This is a genomic window from Actinomadura logoneensis (genome assembly GCF_003428695.1).
In the GTDB taxonomy this organism is placed as follows: domain Bacteria; phylum Actinomycetota; class Actinomycetes; order Streptosporangiales; family Streptosporangiaceae; genus Spirillospora; species Spirillospora logoneensis.
This window is the reverse complement of sequence record NZ_QURH01001049.1, coordinates 14,059-29,543: the sequence shown is the minus strand read 5'-3', so window position 1 is coordinate 29,543 and position 15,485 is coordinate 14,059. Positions and strand designations below refer to the sequence as shown.

16 protein-coding genes are annotated in these 15,485 nt (G+C 73.1%); 7 read left to right on the top strand and 9 right to left on the bottom strand.

Translation table 11 applies throughout. From position 1 onward, the window contains the following. Positions 1-63: 63 nt before the first annotated feature. From DZF91_RS38040 to DZF91_RS38025, 4 genes are all read right to left on the bottom strand, one after another. Entirely contained in the window at positions 64-1,047 is a 984-nt protein-coding gene (locus DZF91_RS38040; protein ID WP_117361867.1) for an inorganic phosphate transporter, read from the bottom strand. Beyond that, the gene (locus tag DZF91_RS38035) at positions 1,044-2,054 is read right to left on the bottom strand and encodes a Gfo/Idh/MocA family protein (RefSeq protein WP_117361866.1); all 1,011 of its coding nucleotides are present in this window, start codon (positions 2,052-2,054) and stop codon (positions 1,044-1,046) included. Before DZF91_RS38035 ends, DZF91_RS38040 begins: the two co-directional genes overlap by 4 nt. Before the next feature lie 189 nt (positions 2,055-2,243). Beyond that, positions 2,244-2,669, bottom strand: a complete 426-nt coding sequence (locus DZF91_RS38030) for a VOC family protein (RefSeq protein WP_117361865.1) — start codon at positions 2,667-2,669, stop codon at positions 2,244-2,246. A gap of 110 nt (positions 2,670-2,779) precedes the next feature. After that, on the bottom strand, positions 2,780-3,715 hold the full coding sequence (locus tag DZF91_RS38025; protein ID WP_117361873.1) for a LysR family transcriptional regulator: 936 nt from the start codon (positions 3,713-3,715) through the stop codon (positions 2,780-2,782). A 202-nt stretch (positions 3,716-3,917) separates the two neighbouring features. Between DZF91_RS38025 and DZF91_RS38020 the strand changes: the two genes are divergently transcribed. Continuing rightward, positions 3,918-4,952, top strand: a complete 1,035-nt coding sequence (locus tag DZF91_RS38020; RefSeq protein ID WP_235834858.1) for a ketopantoate reductase family protein — start codon at positions 3,918-3,920, stop codon at positions 4,950-4,952. Positions 4,953-5,234: 282 nt separating this feature from the next. On the opposite strand, the gene DZF91_RS38015 is transcribed toward DZF91_RS38020, so the two are convergent. Beyond that, the gene (locus DZF91_RS38015) at positions 5,235-5,879 is read right to left on the bottom strand and encodes a TetR/AcrR family transcriptional regulator (protein WP_117361864.1); all 645 of its coding nucleotides are present in this window, start codon (positions 5,877-5,879) and stop codon (positions 5,235-5,237) included. A gap of 131 nt (positions 5,880-6,010) precedes the next feature. On the opposite strand from DZF91_RS38015, the gene DZF91_RS38010 reads away from it, so the two are divergent. The 4 genes from DZF91_RS38010 to DZF91_RS37995 are packed head-to-tail and all read left to right on the top strand — an operon-like array spanning position 6,011 to position 10,255. Beyond that, a complete protein-coding gene (locus tag DZF91_RS38010) occupies positions 6,011-7,360 on the top strand; it encodes a flavin-containing monooxygenase (RefSeq protein ID WP_117361863.1) in 1,350 nt (449 codons plus the stop codon). Continuing rightward, positions 7,357-8,202, top strand: a complete 846-nt coding sequence (locus DZF91_RS38005) for an SDR family NAD(P)-dependent oxidoreductase (RefSeq protein WP_117361862.1) — start codon at positions 7,357-7,359, stop codon at positions 8,200-8,202. Before DZF91_RS38010 ends, DZF91_RS38005 begins: the two co-directional genes overlap by 4 nt. Then, positions 8,199-9,554, top strand: coding sequence for an MFS transporter (locus tag DZF91_RS38000; RefSeq protein ID WP_235834857.1), 1,356 nt, complete (start codon positions 8,199-8,201; stop codon positions 9,552-9,554). The genes DZF91_RS38005 and DZF91_RS38000 overlap by 4 nt, the downstream gene beginning before the upstream one ends. Then, positions 9,551-10,255, top strand: a complete 705-nt coding sequence (locus DZF91_RS37995) for a TSUP family transporter (protein ID WP_235834856.1) — start codon at positions 9,551-9,553, stop codon at positions 10,253-10,255. Before DZF91_RS38000 ends, DZF91_RS37995 begins: the two co-directional genes overlap by 4 nt. A 31-nt stretch (positions 10,256-10,286) precedes the next feature. On the opposite strand, the gene DZF91_RS37990 is transcribed toward DZF91_RS37995, so the two are convergent. Continuing rightward, entirely contained in the window at positions 10,287-11,276 is a 990-nt protein-coding gene (locus tag DZF91_RS37990; protein WP_117361861.1) for a helix-turn-helix transcriptional regulator, read from the bottom strand. Positions 11,277-11,369: 93 nt separating this feature from the next. Here DZF91_RS37990 and DZF91_RS37985 point away from each other — a divergent pair, with 93 nt between their 5' ends. Then, positions 11,370-11,768 (top strand): VOC family protein, encoded by a 399-nt coding sequence (locus tag DZF91_RS37985; RefSeq protein ID WP_117361860.1) that lies wholly within the window; start codon positions 11,370-11,372, stop codon positions 11,766-11,768. 62 nt (positions 11,769-11,830) lie between these two features. Here the strand turns inward: DZF91_RS37985 and DZF91_RS37980 are convergent, their stop codons facing one another. The 3 genes from DZF91_RS37980 to DZF91_RS37970 form a co-directional block, all read right to left on the bottom strand. Continuing rightward, positions 11,831-12,433, bottom strand: coding sequence for a DUF1349 domain-containing protein (locus DZF91_RS37980; protein WP_117361859.1), 603 nt, complete (start codon positions 12,431-12,433; stop codon positions 11,831-11,833). A 152-nt stretch (positions 12,434-12,585) separates the two neighbouring features. Then, complete coding sequence (locus DZF91_RS37975) at positions 12,586-13,092, bottom strand: hypothetical protein (protein WP_117361858.1); 507 nt, start codon at positions 13,090-13,092, stop codon at positions 12,586-12,588. 45 nt (positions 13,093-13,137) lie between these two features. Then, positions 13,138-13,947 (bottom strand): ArsR/SmtB family transcription factor, encoded by an 810-nt coding sequence (locus tag DZF91_RS37970; protein ID WP_235834855.1) that lies wholly within the window; start codon positions 13,945-13,947, stop codon positions 13,138-13,140. A 202-nt stretch (positions 13,948-14,149) separates the two neighbouring features. Here DZF91_RS37970 and DZF91_RS37965 point away from each other — a divergent pair, with 202 nt between their 5' ends. Further along, positions 14,150-15,349 carry a PP2C family protein-serine/threonine phosphatase gene (locus DZF91_RS37965; RefSeq protein ID WP_117361857.1) on the top strand — a complete coding sequence of 400 codons (1,200 nt, stop codon included), beginning with the start codon at positions 14,150-14,152 and terminating at the stop codon, positions 15,347-15,349. The last annotated feature ends 136 nt before the right edge of the window (positions 15,350-15,485 follow it).

Sequence of the window (15,485 nt, the reverse complement as noted above, 5' to 3'; positions counted from 1 at the left end):
CGGCGGCCCCGCCGCGCGGGGCGGTTCCGGGCAGGGGCGCGTTCCGGCGGCGGGCGGCGGCGTTCACAGGGCACGCACCGCCAGTCCGGCGAGCGCTCCGGCGGTGAGGGCCAGCGGCAGGGTGAACACCCACGCCGCGCCGATCCGGGCGACGTTCGGCCAGCGCACCCGGGTGGGGCCCTCGCTGGCCGCGACGCCGACGACCCCGGCCGCCACCGACTGGGTCATGCTGACCGGGGCTCCGGCGAACGAGCTGGCGGTGACCGCCGCCGCGGCGGCGGCCTCGGTGGACACCACGTGCAGCGGGCGGGCGAGGACCAGCCCGCGGCCGAGCCGTTCCCCGACCCGGTGCACGGCGCTCAGCGCGCCGGCGCAGAAGACCGCGGCGACGGCGGCCAGCATCAGCGGCGACACCTGGACCGGGCCGACCGCGCCGAGCCGGCGGGCCGCGGCGACGTCGCGGGCGACGCTGACCACCGCGTACATCTTCTGCCCGTCGTTGGCCGCGTAGGCGGCGCACTGGGCGCCGTAGGCCAGCACGTGGACGGTCCGGACGGCGTGCGGCATCCCGTCGAACCCCGGGACCCGGCGGGCGGCGACGCCGAACACGTAGCCGAGGCCGAGGCCGACCAGCGGGGCGGCGGCGCCGATCGCGAGGACGCCGGCCAGGCCCGACCACGAGACCGGGAGCCCCGCGCCGAGGCCCGCCCCGCCGATGCCGCCGACCACGGCCAGGGTGAGGCTGGTCGGCAGGCCGCGCAGCGAGAGCCCGACGACCACCGCGAGCGCGACCGCCACCCCGAACAGGAACGCCTCGGCGCCGTGCGGGTCCCCGAGGTCGGCGAGCCGCTCGGTGAACGTCCGGGCGACCGACAGGCCGGCCGCCTCGGGGACGACCACCAGCGGCACGACCACCAGGACGGCGAGCGCGAGCCGGGAGCTGCGCGGGTACCGGCCGCCGAGTCCGAGCAGCGTGGCGCCGTCGTTGACGCCGCTGACGTAGACGAAGCCGAGTGCCACGAGCCCGAAGGCGATCGCCCAGGTCATCGGGCCTCCGCGGGGGTGAGCTCGGCGGGCCGGACGGTGCGTCCCTCGCGCCGGGACAGCGTGGCGGCCTCGGCGATCAGCAGGGCCGCCAGGGCGTCGTCCACGGTGCACGGGCTGGGGGCGTGGCCCCGGGCCACGTCCAGGAACGTTCCAATCTCGGTCGCGTAGGCGGGCTCGAACCGCTCGCGGAAGTCGCCCCAGGAGTCCCCGGAGGGCCAGTCGACGCCGGGTTCGGCGGAGCGCAGCGGCGCCCGCTCGTCCAGCCCGACCACCCATGTCCCGGCCGTGCCCGCCAGTTCCATCCGCACGTCGTAGCCGGCCGCGTTGTAGCGTCCGCCGTGCGCGGTGGCGACGGTCCCGCCGGACAGGACGAGCAGGACGGCGCTCGCGTCCACGTCGCCCGCCTCGGCGAAGTAGGGGGCGCCGCGGTTGGCCCCCACCGCCGTGACCGCCTCGACCTCCTGGCCGGTGACCCACCGCAGCACGTCGAAGTCGTGGATCTGGCAGTCGCGGAAGATGCCTCCGGAGACGGCGACGTACTCGGCGGGCGGCGGCGCGGGGTCGGCGGTGACCATGTGGACCCGGTGCAGGACGCCGATCCCGCCGTCCCGGAGCGCCGCCCGAGCCGCCGCGTACCCGGCGTCGAACCGGCGCTGGAACCCGATCTGGACGGGCACGCCGCTCGCGGCGACCCGGTCGCGGACGGCGAGGGTCGCCGCGAGGTCCTCCGCGACCGGCTTCTCGCAGAACGCCGGGATCCGCGCCTCGCACGCCCGCACGAGGAGCTCGGCGTGGGTTCCGGTGGGCGTGGCGATGACGACCGCGTCGGGCCGGGCGGCGAACACCTCCTCCGGGTCGGCGACGCGGGCGCCCAGCGGACCGGCGAGCACCTCCGCACGGCGGCGGTCGGCGTCCGCCACGACCAGCTCGTCCACGAGCGGGTGCCGCGCCAGCAGCCGCGCGTGCCACCCGCCGATCCGCCCCGCACCCAGTAGCCCGACCCGCATCCCGTCCTCCTGTGGCCCGTCCGTCCACTACGGGTTCACGAAGTGTTCACGTAATGTTCACCTGTACGCCACCCGTGTGGCTTGGAGCACATTTGTAGTCCCGGGCTCGAGTCAAGTCAATACTTTGTTCTTACATTCTGACGTACTTACCTGAAGTCATCCTCACCTGACATCGGCGTCCGCGGGCCGCTACCAGCCGGTCTGGTCGCTCACGACGTCGAGCACCCAGACGACGCCGAACCGGTCCCGCGCCATCCCGTAGGCGGGCGCCCAGCCCGCCGGCCCCATCGGAACCACGACCGTCGACTCCTCGACGAGCTTCTCCCAGTAGCCGGTGACCTCCTCGACGGTCTCGGCCCGCACGGAGACGAAGAACCCGTTCGTTCCCTGCTCGTAGGGCATCCCCGACGGCACGTCGTAGGCCATGACGTGGAAGCCGGCGGCCGAGCGCACCTGGCCCCACATCACCTGGTCGGCCTCGGACTCGCCCTGGACGGCGCCCGCGTCCTTGTAGGTGACGACGGCGAGGTCACCGCCGAAGACGGACCGGTAGAACTCCAGCGCCGCGCGCGCGTCGCCGCGGAAGTTCAGATGGGTCGCGGTGGTGACGGACATGGTGTGCTCCTTCTGCTTCGGCGTCTTCTCCGACGAGGAAGAAGCTCGCAGCAGAAGTGGCCAGGATGTGTCCTCTACTTCATGCCGGGCTGAAGAATCCGCCGAAGGCTTTAGTGGGACTGCCGGTCGGCCGCGACGGTGCGCTGGGCCGGAACCGCGGGAACGGCCCAGCGCGCCGACGTGACCAGGTCGGCGAAGGTGCGCGCGAGCGGGGTGAGCGCGTCCCAGCTCCGGACCGCCCAGCCGACCGGCAGCGGCGGCAGGTCCGGCAGGGGCAGGAACCTCAGCGGACCTCCGGGCGCGTCCTGCCCGGGGAGGGCCGGGACGACGGCGTGCCCCACGCCGAGTTCGGCCAGCAGGATCGCGGTGTCCCAGTCCGCGACACCGGTGTCCGACGTGGGACGGACGCCGATACGGGCGAAGGCCGTGTCCAGGTGCGCCCGCGAGGCGGAGTTCTCCGGAAGCCGGATGTGCCGGATGCCGGCGAGGTCGGCGGCCGGGACCGACGTCCGGCGCGCGAGCGGGTCGTCGTCCCGGACCGCCAGCACCCAGGGCAGCTCAACAACGGGACGCTGCTCGATCCCCCGCACCGGGAGGCCGATCGTGACCCAGGCCAGATCGACCGCGCCTTCGGTGAGCGCGTCGAAACAGCTGCGGCTGGACGTCTCGGTACGGAACTCCAGAGTCGCCCCCGGGTGGCGTTGGCGGAACGCGACGACCGCCTCGGACATGAAGTGCCGCACCGTGGTCGACCCCGTGGTCACCCGCACCGACCCGGCTTCGCCGCGGGCGAGCTCGCCGAGGCGGCGCAGCGCCGAGTCGAGACCGGCCAGCCCTTCCCGGGCCGCCGCCTGGAGCACAAGCCCTTCCGGGGTGGGCACGACCCCGCGCGGACGGCGTTCCAGCAACCGCACCCCGGTCGCCCGCTCCAGCCGTTTGACGTGCTGGCTCACCGCGGACTGGGTGCAGGAGAGGTCCCGCGCGACGGCGCTCAGGCTGCCCGCCCGGCAGACCGCCACGAAGACGCGCAGGTCGTCGAAGGTCATGGACACACAGGCCAAAGTACCGGGGCGAGACCCAAGGATTTCCTTGGGGATCTGGAAGCCAACCCGAGGATTGACTGGGAGATGCCCTCTCGCGATCATCGCTGGCGAAGGGCGGCGACTCGTCCCCGTTCTCCCCCGCCGATTCCGCGCGGAGCGGGGCTGACCGGGACGGGCGCCGACCCGCGATCCAGAGAGGAAACCCGTGCACGACAGCACCTCCGCCAACGGCGACTCCGCCGCGCCCGTCGACGGCGACTCCACCACGCCCGTCAACGGCGACTCCGCCACGCCCGTGAACGGCGACTCCGCCACGCCTGTCTACAGCGGCTCCGCCGCGATGCCGTCTCCCGCCGCCATCGCGGTGCTCGGCCCGGGAGGCGTCGGCGGCCTGCTCGCCGCGCTGCTCTCCCGCGCCGGTCACCGCGTGGTCTGCATAGCGGGCGAGGAGACCGCCGACACGCTGCGCCGCCACGGCATCCGGGTCCGCAGCGGACAGTTCGGCGACTTCACGGTCAAGGTCGAAGCGGACACCGAACTGCGTGAGCCCGTCGACCTGTGCCTGGTGACGGTCAAGCACACCGCGCTCGACCCGGCGCTCGACCGGGTGCCCGCCGAGCACGTCGCCGCGGGCCTGGTCGTGCCGCTGCTCAACGGCTTCGAGCACACCGAGACCCTGCGGGGCCGCTACGGAGCGCGGCAGGTGGCGCCGGCCGTGATCCGCGTCGAGTCCACCCGGACCGCGCCGGGCGTCATCGACCACGGCAGCCCGTTCACCGAGATCGACCTGGCAGGGCCGGAGGAGCGTCTGGCTCCGCTCGCCGCGCTGCTCACCGCCGCCGGGGTCACCGCCCGCGTCCTGCCGGACGAGGACGCCGTCCTCTGGGCGAAGCTGGCCTTCCTCGCTCCGTTCGCCCTGCTCACCACCCGCTACCGGCTCCCGATCGGCGGCGTCCGGACCGAGCGGCGCGAGGAGCTCGCCGCGCTGGTCGAGGAGACCACCGCGGTGGGCCGGGCCTGCGGCGCGCCGATGGACGCCGCCCGGGTCCTGGCGCGCTACGACGCCTTCCCGGCCGGCAGCAAGTCGTCCATGCAGCGCGACGCGGAGGCGGGCCGTCCGCTGGAGCTGGACGCGATCGGCGGAGCCCTGCTGCGGGCGGCCGACCGGCACGGCGTCCCCGTGCCGATCGCGGAACGGCTCGTCGCCGAGCTGTCGGCCGGCCCAGGCATCGACGCGTAAGCGCGTTCTCACGCGTGGTGACGCGCCCCTGGCACGCCAGGGGCGCGTCCATAACGGACGAATCCCCTTAACATTCTGTACATCTCCTAGTGATGTGGACACGCCAGGCTCCTGAACGTTGCAGCCGCCGCGCAGCACGCCATCGTGACGGACTGGACGACCGCCGACCAGATCATCCCGTAGCCCCGGCCGCACCCCGCAGGCCCTGGAAGACGCTTCCGGGGCCTGCGCTCCCCCGCCGTCCCACGCGTGGCGGGCGAGGGACGCCCGCCACGCCCCGGTTCAGCTCTTCTGGTCCAGGACGCCGGTCACGATGGCGTGCAGGTTGGCGCGGAAGCGGTCGAGGACGGCCAGGTCGCGCGGGCCGACGCGGCGTCCGGCGGGGTCGATGATGCCCGCCTGGCCGAAGGAGTGCGCGGTCCAGACGATCGTGAAGGTCAGCATCTCGACGTCCACGCCGGCGCCGATGCCGGCGCGGTCGAGCACCGCGCGGACGGCGGTGGCGACCTCGGCGACGAGCGGCCCGGCGAACTCGGTCTCGATCTCCGTCACGTCCGCCCCCTCCGACAGCCAGCGCCGGATCCACAGCGCCGCGACCTCGGGGCGGTTCAGGCAGAAGGACAGGTAGGCGTCGACGAAGCCGAGCAGCGCGGCGCGGGTCTCCTCGGCCGAGGAGCCGCAGGTGTGCAGCTGCTCGAGCGCGGCGACGACGACCTCGCGCTGGGCCAGGTGGGCGCGGCGCATCACGGCGCGGTACAGCTCGGGCTTGCCGCCGACGTGGTAGGCGACCGTCGCGATGTTGAGGCCGACGGCGTCGGCGATCGCGCGGGTGCTGGTGGCGTCGTACCCGCGCTCGGCGAACAGCCGGCTCGCGGCCTCCAGGATGCGTTCGCTGCGGCTGGGACCGTCGTCGGGCTGGGCGCTCATGCGCCCGAGGCTACCGGACCCGTTCCGAGTAGGCAATCAATTGATGGAGATGAAAAGTCCAGGTCAGGATGTATTGCTCTGATCTCCATCAATTGATTGAATGAGCGCCCTCGACGAAGGGAGGACCCGGCATGGGCGCGACACGGGTGGCGGTGGTCGGGGCCGGGGCGGCCGGACTGGCCGCGGCCAAGGCACTGCTCGACCACGGGCTGGACGTCACCGTCCTGGAACGGAGCGACCGGGTCGGCGGGCTGTGGGTGCGGGACGAGCCCGGCGGGACGTCCGCGGCGTACGACAGCCTGCACCTCAACACCAGCAAGGGCCGCACGGAGTTCGCGGACTTCCCCATGCCGGCGCACTGGCCGGACTACCCGTCCGCCGCGATGATCGCCGGGTACCTCGCGGACTACGCCGACAAGTTCAACGTCACCGAGCGCATCCGGTTCGGCGCCACCGTGACCGCCGTCCGCCGCACCGGGCCGGTCTGGGAGGTCGAGTCGCGGGACGGGACGTCCGCGACGACCGCTGAGTACGACGCGGTGGTCGTCGCCAACGGCCACAACTGGGACCCCAGGTGGCCGTCCCCCGCCTACCCGGGCGCCTTCGACGGCGTCCAGATGCACGCCCACGACTACCGCAGTCCGGACGTGTTCGCGGGCAAGCGCGTGCTCGTCGTGGGCATGGGCAACTCGGCCATGGACATCGCCGTGGACGCGTCCTACGTGTCCGCGGGGCCGGTGCTGCTGTCGGCCCGGCACGGCGCGCACATCGTCCCGAAGTACCTCTTCGGCCGCCCCTCGGACGCGACCGGCGGGGCCCTCGCGGTCCTGCCGTGGCGCGTCCGGCAGCGGATCGCGCAGACCATGCTGCGGCTGGCGGTCGGCACCCCGGAGAGCTACGGCCTGCCGCGCCCGGCGGGCGGCCTCTTCCAGAACCACCCGACGATCAGCGACACGATCCTGCACCGGCTCACCCACGGCGAGGTCGTCGCCCGTCCCGGCATCGACCGGCTCGACGGCGGCCGGGTGGTCTTCACCGACGGCACCGCCGAGGACGTCGACACGATCGTGTGGGCGACCGGCTACCGCGTGACCATCCCCTTCCTCGACCGGGACTGGATCGGTGACGACCCCGAGGCGCTGCCGCTCTACCAGCGGGTCTTCCACCTCAAGGAGCCGACGCTGGCCTTCGTCGGGCTGATGCAGTCCACCGGCGCGGCGCTGCCGGTCGTGGAGGCGCAGGCCAAGCTCGCCGCCGCCTACCTCGGCGGGCGCTACGCCCTCCCCTCGCCGGCCGAGCAGCGCGCCGCGGTCCGCCGCGCGTACGCCGCTGCGGTCCGGCGGTGGGGCCGGAAGCGTCCGATGATGCGCATCGACTTCGACCAGTACGTCACCGCGCTCCCCCGCGAGATCCGGGCGGGCGTCCGCCGGGCCGCGGGCGGCGCGGCCGTCCACACCCCGACCGCGAAGGCCAAGGCATGACGTTCTCCTCCCGCGACCGCCTCCACGACCCCCGAGGGCGGCGGGTCCTCATCACCGGCGCGTCCGGCACCATCGGCCGCTCCCTCGGCGAGCGGCTGACGCGGGCCGGGGCGCGCGTGGTCGGCCTCGACCTGCGGCCGTCCGGCGACGAGCCGTTCCCCGTGATCGAATGCGACATCACCGACCCGGACAGCGTCACCTCCGGGGTCGCCGAGGCCCTCGCCGAGCTGGGCGGGCTCGACATCCTGGTGAACAACGCCGGGATCGGGGGCCCGGCTCCGGCCGAGCACGCCCCCGGGGACGAGGTGCGCCGCCAGCTGGAGATCAACCTGCTCGGCACCTGGCGGGTGACGGCGGCCTGCGTCGACGCCCTGGTCGCCGCGCGGGGCCGCGTCGTGATGGTGACCTCGCGGATGGCGGTCATGCAGCTCCCGCTCGCCGCCGCGTACGGCGCGTCCAAGCGGGCCATGGTCGCCTACGCCGACGCGCTGCGCCTGGAGCTCGGCACGCACGTCACGGTCAGCTGCGTCTACCCGTCCGCGGTGAGGAGCCCGATCCACGACTCGACGAAGGCGGCGGGCCTGTCGCTGGAGGGCATGAGCGTGTACGAGCCGCTGGACGGCGTGGTCGGCGCGATCATGCGGACCGCGCTGGCGGTGCGTCCGCGCCGCGACGTGACGACGACCCGCAAGGGCGCGGTCGAGTTCTTCCTCGCCCGCCACCTGCCCGCCCTCACCGACCGGATCGTGGCGCGCACGCTCGCCACGCGGGCCAGGGCGGGCGCGTTCGACGGGGCGTCCCTCGCCGCCGGCGTGGTCGAGCGGCACCGGAAGCGGCCGTGACACCCCCGGACACGCGCCCCCGCGCGCTGGCGGGGGCGGGCCGGGGAACCCTGGTCGTGTACGCCTCGGGCTCGGTCGGCATGGGCGTCTGGGTCACCGTCCCCGGCCTCCTGCTGCTCTACTTCCTCACCGACACGCTGGGCGTCCCGGCCTTCCTCGCCGGCCTGGCCCTGCTGCTGCCGAAGGTGGTCGACATCGTCGTCCACCCGCTGCTCGGGTCGCGGTCGGACCGGGAGGCCCGCCGGCTCGGGCACCGCCGCCGGATGATGCGCACGGGGCTGCTGCTCGGCGTGGCGATGGTCGCGATGTTCAGCGTCCCGTCCGGGCTGTCCGGCGCGCCCGCGGCGCTGTGGGTGGGCGGCTGGTTCGTGGTGGGCAACCTGCTCTTCGCCGGTTTCCAGGTGCCGTACCTGACGACGCCGTCGGACCTGCTCGTCGGGTACCACGAGCGGACGCGCGTCTTCATGTTCCGGATGGTCCTGCTGACCGTCGGGCTGCTGGGCGCGGGCGTCGCCGCGCCGGCGCTGTCGGCGGGCGGCGGCCGGGGCGACTACACCCGGATGGCGCTGCTGCTCGCGGTCGTCATGGCCGTCTCGGCGGCCGTCGCGCTGGCCGGCGTGCGCCGCCTCACCGACGTGTGCGGCTTCCGCGCGCCGGACGAGCGCGCCGGGCACTCCACCCTCGCCGACCTGCGGGTGGCCTGGCGCGACCGGGACTACCGCGCGCTGGTGCTGTCCTACCTGTTCACCGGCACCACCACGCACCTGTTCCTGGCCGCCCTGCCCTACGTCACCGAGTACCTCTTCGACGACTCCAAGCTCACCGCGCTCTTCATGGGGCTGTTCCTCGGCCCGGCGCTCTTCGCGGGCCCGGTCTGGACGGCCTGGTCGCGGCGCATCGGCAAGCAGCGGGGGCTGCTGCTCTCCCAGACCGTGTTCGGGCTGGGCGCCCTGGCGCTTCTGCCGAGCGCCGCGCTCGACGGGACGCCCGGCATCGCCGCCACCGCCGTCGTCGTCATGGCCATGGGGATCGCGTTCTCCGGGCTGCAGCTGTTCGCGTTCTCGATGCTGCCGGACGCCGTCGCGGCGGCGGAGGCGGCCGGATCGTCGAAGGCCGGGGCCTACACCGGCGTGTGGACGGCCACCGAGGCGACCGGCACCGCCGTCGGGCCCTACGTGTACTCCGCCGTCCTGGCGATGGGCGGCTTCGTCTCCAGCACCGCCGACGAGCATGTCGACCAGTCCAGGACGGCGCTGACCGCGCTGCGGATCGGAATCACGGTCGTACCGGCCGTCCTCATGGCCGCGGCCCTGTGGTTCCAGCGGCGCTACACCCTCGACAGCGCCTCGTGACCGCCATCGAGTCGGTGGCCGTCGCGGCCGTCGCTCTGGGCGCGTTCGCGCAGGCGGCCACCGGGATGGGTTTCTCCCTGGTGGCCGCCCCGGCGCTGATCGCCGCGATGGGGCCACACCGAGGCGTCCCGGCCGTCCTGCTGCTGGCCGTGCTCGCGTCCCTGCTGCCGCTCGCGCGCGACTGGCGGCACGTCCGGCCCCGCGACGCCGGACGGCTGCTCGTCCCGACGCTGCTCGGGACGCCTGTCGCGGCCTGGCTGCTGGGCGCGGCGGACACCCGGCTGCTCGCCGTGGCCGCGGGATGCGGGGTGCTCGTCGGCGTGGCGCTGCTGGCCCGCGGCGTGCGCGCGTCGTTCCTCCGCCGTCCGGGCGGCGCGTGGATCACCGGCCTCAGCAGCGCCGGACTCAACGTCATCGGCGGCGTCGGCGGACCCCCGATCGGGATGTACGCCGCCAACGCGGGCTGGTCCGGGCCTCAGACCCGTTCGACGCTGCACGCCTTCTTCCTCGTCCAGAACGTGGCGACGGCCGCCGTCCTGGGGTTCGTCCTCCCGTCCTGGCCGACGGTCCCGGCGCTCGCGCTCGGTGCGGCCACCGGCATGGCCCTGGCCCCGCGGCTGCCGCCGTCCGCGACCCGCGCCGGGGTCCTGGCCGTCTCGTTCGCCGGAGGCGCGACCCTGGTCGCCACCGCCCTGGTCTGAGCATCGACCGGCGCGGTCCGTTCTGGCGCCGTCAGTCCCGGCGGGCGTGCGTCGCGAGACGGTCGGCGAGCGCGAGGACGAGATCGCGCAGCTCGTCGGGACGTTCGATGACGAACGGCCGGTCGAGTGCGGCGAGCACCGGAGGCACCCAGTCGAGCCGTTCGGCCCGTACCTCGACCCGCAGCCAGCGCTCGGTGTCCTGCTCCAGGACCGCTTCGGGTTCGAGTTCCTCCAGGATCGCGACGGAGGCGGGGAGGTGCGCCCGGATCTGCTCCACCGTCCCGTGGATCCGCAGCGTCACCTCGTACCGGTATTCGGCCGTGGCGAACCCGGCCAGCACGCGCTGCGCCGGATCAGGACCCGCAGGCGCGTCGAACGACCCCGGCAGGGCCCTGGCGTCCGCGATGCGATCGAGCCGGAACGTTCGCTCCTCGCCGATCGCGGGGTCCTCACCGGTGACGTACCACCTGCCCGAATGAGCCACGATCCCGTAGGCGTGCAGCGTGCGTTCACTGCGCCGTCCGTCCCGGCCGGTGTAGCGGATGGTGACCGGACGGCGGTGACGCACCGCGTCGGCGATCGTGAGCAGCACCCCGGAATCGGGAGCGTCGGGCTCGCCGGGCCGGTCGGTGAAGTCGAGGGCCTCCAGAAGCGCGTCGAGCCGGTGGGCGACGTGCTTCGGCAGCACCCGCCGGATCTTCGCCGACGCCGTCTCGCCCGCCGTGCGGTCCGCCGTCGCCGACCCCGCCCGCCGGACGGCGACCAGGCCGAGCAGGACGGCAAGCGCCTCGTCCTCACTGAGCATGAGCGGCGGCATGCGGTACCCCGGGCCGAGCCGGTACCCGCCATAACGGCCGCGCACCGACTCCACGGGCACGTCGAGGTCGATCAGCTGGTCCACATACCGCCGCACCGTGCGCCCTTCGACGCCGAGCCGGTCGGCGAGCTCGGCCACGGTCCGCACGCCGCCCGACTGCAGCAGCTCCAGCAGGGTCAGCACGCGGGCGGTGGGACGGGGCATTCTCCCAGCCTAGGCGAATACCGGACCGATTCTGTCCACTATTTCTCCTAACCTGCGGGGACACGACCTCAGCACAGCCAGGGAGAGATCACCATGGACTTCGTCTCGATCCGGATCATCACCGGCGACATCACCCGCCTCGTCGGGTTCTACGAGCGGGCCACCGGGCTGACCGCGAGCTGGGCCACCGAGGACTTCGCCGAGCTCAGGACCGCCCACGCCACCCTCGCGATCGGCAGCACCCGCACCGTCCCGCTGTTCGCGCCGGACTCCGCCCGCCCCGCGGCCGACCGCAGCGTGATCATCGAGTTCCTGGTGGACGACGTGGACCGCGTCCACCAGAACCTGACCGGGTTCGTGACCAACGTCGTCACCGAGCCGACCACGATGCCCTGGGGCAACCGTTCGCTGCTGTTCCGCGACCCGGACGGCAACCTCGTCAACTTCTTCACCCCCGTCACCCCGGCGGCCATCGAGAAGTTCGCCCGCTAGGACGAAGTTCGCACGCTAGAAACCCGTCGGCGAACACGCCAGGGCACTCCCCGACCGTTCGATCAGGTGCCGGGGTCTTCGTGAAGGGCCTTGTCCGCGGGCCCCAGAGCGAAGCGGGTGAAGCGGACCTGGAGCCCGGCCCGCTGGGGAGAGCAGCAGAACGGGCCCGCCGTGGCGGACGCGGTGGGTGGGAGAGGCGCCAAGCGAACCATCCGCCAGGGATGCCCCTCAGTGCGAGCGCGGACGGTGATCGCGTCGCCCGCGCGGCTGGCTCTGATGGTGACCAGCCGGTCGTCCCAGTCGGGGACCGGGGACAGGGACCAGTCGGACCGGTCGTGGGTGACGACGGCCCCGAGGTGCGGGAGGCCGTCGGTCCACTCCACCCCCGCCTTGATCCACCTGCGCTCGTCCACACGGATCATGAGCCCCGCCTGGTCGTACAGGGTGTCGAAGCGGGCCAGGAAGGTCACTTCCACGGCGGCATCGGCGGGAAGGGCGGTGAGAAGCGCATGGCCGTCATCGCGGACGAAGCCGTAGCCGGTGGTGCGCCAGAAGTCGGTGTTCTCCCGCGTGGTGACGAGCAGATCCGTGCCGTCGACGGCGGTGGCGAGGGGCGGGTTGAGCCAGGCGGCGTCGTTCCAGTCCAGCTCATGTTGTTGATCCACGCGTCGTCCTTCGCCATGGCGGTCGGGCCTACGGATTCCGAACAGCGTACGACGAGCACGTCATCGCCCCCTCGCCGCGTCTCGTGCGGCCCAGTGGACGTCCGCCTTCGGCCTCGAACACACGGCATCGAGGGCGTGAACGGTGACAGCGGTCAGACCGTGGTCGTGAGTGGCGCGTCGGCCGGGAGAAGAGCCTGGAGCTGCCGCGTGTGGCCGGGAAGTTCCGACTCGGCGAGGCCCGCGAAGAGATCCCGCAGGGGCACGATTTGATCGACCAGGCAGGAACCGTTCGACAGCAACCGGGTGGGCACCATGGTGTCGAGTTCGGTCTCGCTCAGCGCCGCCCCGGCGAGCGCGCACAACGCGTCCGCCTGGCACCGCAGGCGGTCGAGGAGTCCCGCGGTGCCGCCCGCGAGCGTGATGACGCGGTCGATCGTCCAGGTGTCGAGCGCGATGCGGTTGTCGTAGGCGGTGTTGACGCCGGACGCGACGGCGGAGGCGGTCGCGATCGTGGTCGCGGTGACGAGCGAGACGTGCGCCAGGATCTGGTCGGCGGTCCACTCGCCCGGCGGCTGTGCGCTCGCGTCGCCGGAGCCCGTCACCGTGGCCGCGGCGTCGAGCAGGGATCGGTAGGCCGCTTCGAGCTGGGCGGATTCCATGAAGGTCTTCTTTCTGCCGAGGGTGCGAATCCGTCGTGGTCGCGGTCAGGCGTGCGCAGGGGACATGTCCCAGGGCGCCTGCGGGAGGACGTCACCCGTCTCGAGCAGGGACTTGAGGTTCGCCAGGACGGCGGGCCAGCCCCGCGAGATCCCCGCGAGCATCTCCCGGTCGGGAAGGTTCTCGTGGGTCACGGTCAGCCGGACGATGTCCTGGTGCGGCTCGACGAGGAACTCGACGACGGACGGATCGCGCGGCGTCGCGGCGTCCGGCCGGTCCTCGAAGGTGATCACGAGACGGGTCGGAGGCTCCGCCTTGAGGACGCGGCCGACGACATCGACCTTCTCTGAGCCGTCCACGCGCCGGTGTTCCCAGGACGAGCCCGGCTGCCAGTCGGAGACGTTCGCGTGCCCCCAGTACCGGGCGGTCAGGTCGGCGTCGGTGAGGGCGCGCCACACCTGCTCGGCGCTCGCGCGGATGTAGGTGACGTAGACATAGTCCGGCACGGAGGCGGGTGTGTCGGTCATGGCGTACTCCTCGGCTTGGTTCCGGATGGCGCTGAGGGCCTGCAGTCTCGGCCTGTCGAACTCGGCGATCCAGCGCCGTTCGATCTCGTGGATCGGCACGGGGTTGAGGTAGTGCAGCCGCTGCCGTCCGCGTCGCACCACGGTCACCAGGCCGGCGGCGACGAGCACGTCGAGATGCTGCGTCGCCGACTGGCGCGCCATCTCGAGCCGCTCGCACAACTCGCCCAGGGTCTGGCCGTCGCGCTCCCGCAGCCTGTCCAGCAGCAGCCGCCGGGTGGGATCGGCCAGCGCCCGGAACGCCGCGTCCATCATTTCGGCTTCCTGACTCACCCTCGCATTATGCAGGTAGATACCTGCATATCGTCAAGCGGGCACATCGCCGGGGTCGGGACGGCCCACCTCGCCGCCCGCCCCCCAAGGCCAACGGCCCCACCTCGAACCGGTCCCATGGCGCCGGTCGGACGGCCCGGAGGCACGACGGGCATCACATCGCCGCAGGTAGGGGATACAGGAGAGGGAGGAGGAGGTCACCGTGCCGGATGAGCGTTTCGGGCTGAGCGAGATCCTGGCCGCCGCCGAGAACGCGGCGCCGGTGGCCTCGGTCGGCGTCGTCGCCAGAAACCTGCGCGACCGGTTCGACGCGACGGAGGTGTCGTTCCTGTTCGCCGACCTCCTCGGACGGCGGTTGGTGCGCCTGAACGACGAGGCCGCCGCCCAGAAGGGCCAGTCCGCCGACCAGATCCCCCTGGCCGGCAGCGTCTACGAGGACGTGCTGCGCACCCAGGAGCTGACCACGACCGCGGCGGGCGAACGCGGGCAGTTCGTGATCGCGCCCGTCACCAACCGCGGCGACACCCTCGGCCTGCTGGAACTGACCCTGCCCGAGGTCACCGAGGACGTCCAGGAGGAGATCCTCAAGGTCGCGCACGCCCTGGCGTACATCATCGTGACCGACCGGCGCTTCACCGACCTGTACCACTGGGGCCAGCGCACCAGCGTGGTCAGCCTCGCCGCCGAGATCCAGCACCAGCTGCTACCGGCCGCGACCTGCTGCGAGGGGGCCGAGTTCACTCTCGCCTGCGCCCTGGTCCCGGCCGACAGCATCGGCGGCGACACCTACGACTACTCCCTCGACTGCGACACCCTGCACCTGTCGATCACCGACGCCATGGGCCACGACCTCAACGCGGCCCTGCTCGCCACCCTGCTGGTCAACGCCTCCCGAGGCGCCCGCCGCGCCGGAAGCGGCCTGGTCGAGCAGGCCGAGCGCACCCACCAAGCCATGCTCGACCACGGCGGGGACGCCATCGCCACCGGCCTGCTGCTGCGCGCCTCGCTGGAAGGCCAGGGCGTCCGGGTGGTCAACGCGGGCCATCCCCTGCCCCTACTCCTGCGCGACGGCGCGGTCGAGCAACTTTTCCTCACCCCGGACCTGCCCTTCGGCAGCCCGCTGCCCGCCGACTACCACGTGCAGGACATCGACCTGCGCCCCGGCGACCGCCTCGTCCTGTACACCGACGGAATGCAGGAACGCCAAGCCGGAAACGTGGACCTTCCCGCCCTCATGTGCGAGACCGAATCCGAACACCCCCGCGAGGTCGTGCAGGCCCTGACCGGCGCGGTCGACGAAGCCTCCGGCGGCCGACTCCAGGACGACGCCACCCTGGTCTGCCTGGACTGGCACGGCCCCACCCCCGAAGGCCGGAACGCAGAAGCCGGCTCCGACACATGACCCCGTGACGCCGAGACAACAGGCCCGTGCGGACCAGGCGCGCCCTGAGCACCATCGCGACGATCGACCGGCCAACTCCGTCCGCCCCGCCGAACGAGTGCGCAAACAGGGCCGCACCAGCGCCCCCCTGCCAGCC

Excerpts from the sequence above, each read along its gene's own strand:
- DZF91_RS38040 (WP_117361867.1), bottom strand. The coding sequence starts at position 1,047 with ATGACCTGGGCGATCGCCTTCGGGCTCGTGGCACTCGGCTTCGTCTAC.
- DZF91_RS38035 (WP_117361866.1), bottom strand. The coding sequence starts at position 2,054 with ATGCGGGTCGGGCTACTGGGTGCGGGGCGGATCGGCGGGTGGCACGCG.
- DZF91_RS38030 (WP_117361865.1), bottom strand. The coding sequence starts at position 2,669 with ATGTCCGTCACCACCGCGACCCATCTGAACTTCCGCGGCGACGCGCGC.
- DZF91_RS38025 (WP_117361873.1), bottom strand. The coding sequence starts at position 3,715 with ATGACCTTCGACGACCTGCGCGTCTTCGTGGCGGTCTGCCGGGCGGGC.
- DZF91_RS38015 (WP_117361864.1), bottom strand. The coding sequence starts at position 5,879 with ATGAGCGCCCAGCCCGACGACGGTCCCAGCCGCAGCGAACGCATCCTG.
- DZF91_RS38010 (WP_117361863.1), top strand. The coding sequence starts at position 6,011 with ATGGGCGCGACACGGGTGGCGGTGGTCGGGGCCGGGGCGGCCGGACTG.
- DZF91_RS38005 (WP_117361862.1), top strand. The coding sequence starts at position 7,357 with ATGACGTTCTCCTCCCGCGACCGCCTCCACGACCCCCGAGGGCGGCGG.
- DZF91_RS37990 (WP_117361861.1), bottom strand. The coding sequence starts at position 11,276 with ATGCCCCGTCCCACCGCCCGCGTGCTGACCCTGCTGGAGCTGCTGCAG.
- DZF91_RS37985 (WP_117361860.1), top strand. The coding sequence starts at position 11,370 with ATGGACTTCGTCTCGATCCGGATCATCACCGGCGACATCACCCGCCTC.
- DZF91_RS37975 (WP_117361858.1), bottom strand. The coding sequence starts at position 13,092 with ATGGAATCCGCCCAGCTCGAAGCGGCCTACCGATCCCTGCTCGACGCC.